The sequence below is a fragment of the Leptotrichia sp. genome (assembly GCF_057270615.1).
In genome coordinates this window covers 1-2384 of record NZ_DBHIXN010000110.1, presented here as the reverse complement: position 1 = coordinate 2384, position 2384 = coordinate 1, and the positions used below count along the sequence as shown (strand labels likewise).

Sequence of the window (2384 nt, the reverse complement as noted above, 5' to 3'; positions counted from 1 at the left end):
TCATACTCATTCAATTTTTCCACAAAATCGAATTCCTTCCCATGAACACTAGCAATACAAGCATCATACCAATATTCTGAAATTTTTGCGAACATATACTGAACCGATGAAATTCCTGGAACAACTTCTAGCTCTTCACTTTTAAAATGTTTTTTCATAAAAGTCAAAAGGCTGTAAAATCCTGTATCTCCAGATACAATCACGGAAATCTTTTTATGTCGATTCTCATTTATGAAATCCAGAACTTTTTGCAAATCAGCTGAAATGTAGCAATATTCCTTATTTTCCGCACACTCTCCTAAACTTTCAATATGCCGCTTTCCTCCGACAATTACTTCCGATTCCTTAATTTTCTTCAAAACAATTGGTAATGTGTAATCTAAATTTCCAGGCCCTAGCCCTAAAATTTGTATTTTTTCCATTTTTCCTCTTTTCAAAAACTATAATTTTTTACAATATTTATTTTTATAACAAGCAAAAAGAAAATTTTAGAAATCTTTAAAAAAGTCCTTGCTTTGTCCAATAACTTTTTTCTCAGCCGATAAAATCAACGTTTCTACTTCCAAGTCCCAGCCATTTTTTCTGCAATGTTCTTCACATTTTTGCTTTGCTTTTTCAGCTAGTAAATTGAAAACTTCCTTTTTTTCAATGTATCCAGAGGCTTCTTCAGTTGTATTTGATTCCAGAATTTTATAGACATTTTCCAATTTTTCGCCAACTAATAGAGCATTTGCAGCTAGTATTTCCATTTTCGCATCAGAAACTCGGCTATGAGTATGAAAAATTCCTCCTGCCACTTTTACAAATTTTCCTAGTTCACCAATAAAATAAACTTTCTTAACCTCATATTCACAGGCTTTGTCAAACATATATCCAACAAAGTTACTGATTACAACCCCTTCTTCAGCTCTTTTAGGGAATTCCTTGCTCAAAAACATTTTCCCACGATTTCCAAAAAGAAAAATTGCTGTTTTCGTATTGAAATATGTCAAATTTTGCTTCAATTCTATCGCCAAAGAGGCTTTCCATGACTCTTCAGACATCGGTCGCACAATTCCCATTGTTCCGAGAATCGAGATTCCACCTATAATTCCTAACTTTCCATTCATTGTTTTTTTTGCAGCTTCTTCACCCAAAGGCACACTGATTTCAACATCGACTCCTTTTCCCTCTGGAAGAAATTCCTCAACAATACTTGTCAACATTTTCATTGGTGTTGGATTAATCGCCGATTTTCCAATTTCTACAGGAAGTCCAACTTTTGTAACTCTTCCAACTCCTTTTCCTCCAAAAATATTGATTTTATCATCTTTTCTAAAACTCACTTTTGAAACAATCTCCAAGCCATGCGTCGCATCAGGGTCATCTCCCCCATCTTTCACAACAGTAGCCATCGCATAATCCTTTGTCTTTTCAAAAGATTTAATCCCAATTTTTATTCTCTCACCTGCTGGAACGTCTATTTCAACTTCTTCGATTTTTTCGACTTTCCCCAGCAAAAGTAACAATGCTGCTTTAGTCGCTGCCGTTGCTGAACTCCCAGTAGTATAACCATATCGCAATTTTCTACCGTTAAAATATACATAATTTTCCATTTTTTCTCCAAAGTTATATTAAAATATATCTGAAAATACTTAAATCAATAATTTATATTATCTTTCATTGTAAAAAATTAAAATACAAAAATTGAAATAAATTTTCAGATATTAATAGATTCACTAATTAATTTTCACATAAAATTGTGATTAATTATTAAAATATTTATCTCTTTCGTACATTTGATAAAGGATTCCGTGCATTACACCAACTGCAACTGTGCTTCCACCTTTTGTCCCATTTGTTCTAATAAATGGAACATCATATTTTGAAAGTTCAGCCTTCGATTCAGGACATCCCACAAATCCAACTGGCACTCCAACTATCAATTTTGGAACATTTTCTCCTTCTTTATCCATTTTTTCAAGCAATGTAAACAACGCTGTCGGTGCATTTCCAATTAGAAAAATTTTCGTTTGAGGATCCTTTAATGCTCTTTCCAATCCCACCATTGAACGTGTAATCCCTCTTTCTTTCGCTTCTTTCGCCACATCTGGATCCGCCACCAAACAATACGCCTCAGCACCAAATTTTTTCAACCCATTTTTATTCAGTCCATTAACAATCATATTTGTATCGCAATAAATTCTGCAATTCCCAGCTTCTAATGCTTCTTTCGCTGACTCAATCGGATTATTTTGAAATTCAACAATATTTACGTAATCAAAATCTCCCGTCGTATGAATCAATCTTTTAACAATTAATTGCTCTTCCTCACTAAAATGGTCAGCTTTCCCAGCCAAACCTTCAGTTATTATTTCAAAACTTCTCACTTCTATTGATTTTGG

At 33.6% G+C, this 2384-nt stretch carries 3 protein-coding genes; all 3 read right to left on the bottom strand.

The genetic code is table 11. The features are described 5' to 3' along the window. Positions 1-422, bottom strand: a 422-nt coding sequence (cbiE, locus tag ACO409_RS10660; RefSeq protein ID WP_485557097.1) for a precorrin-6y C5,15-methyltransferase (decarboxylating) subunit CbiE, incomplete at its 3' end; no start/stop codon positions are given. A gap of 66 nt (positions 423-488) precedes the next feature. After that, positions 489-1595: a cobalt-precorrin-5B (C(1))-methyltransferase CbiD gene (gene cbiD, locus ACO409_RS10655; RefSeq protein ID WP_485557095.1), complete on the bottom strand. Its 1107-nt coding sequence runs from the start codon at positions 1593-1595 to the stop codon at positions 489-491. 150 nt (positions 1596-1745) lie between these two features. Next, positions 1746-2384 (bottom strand): precorrin-8X methylmutase (locus ACO409_RS10650; protein WP_485557093.1); only part of this gene is annotated, 639 nt, incomplete at its 5' end.

Excerpts from the sequence above, each read along its gene's own strand:
- cbiD (WP_485557095.1), bottom strand. The coding sequence starts at position 1,595 with ATGGAAAATTATGTATATTTTAACGGTAGAAAATTGCGATATGGTTAT.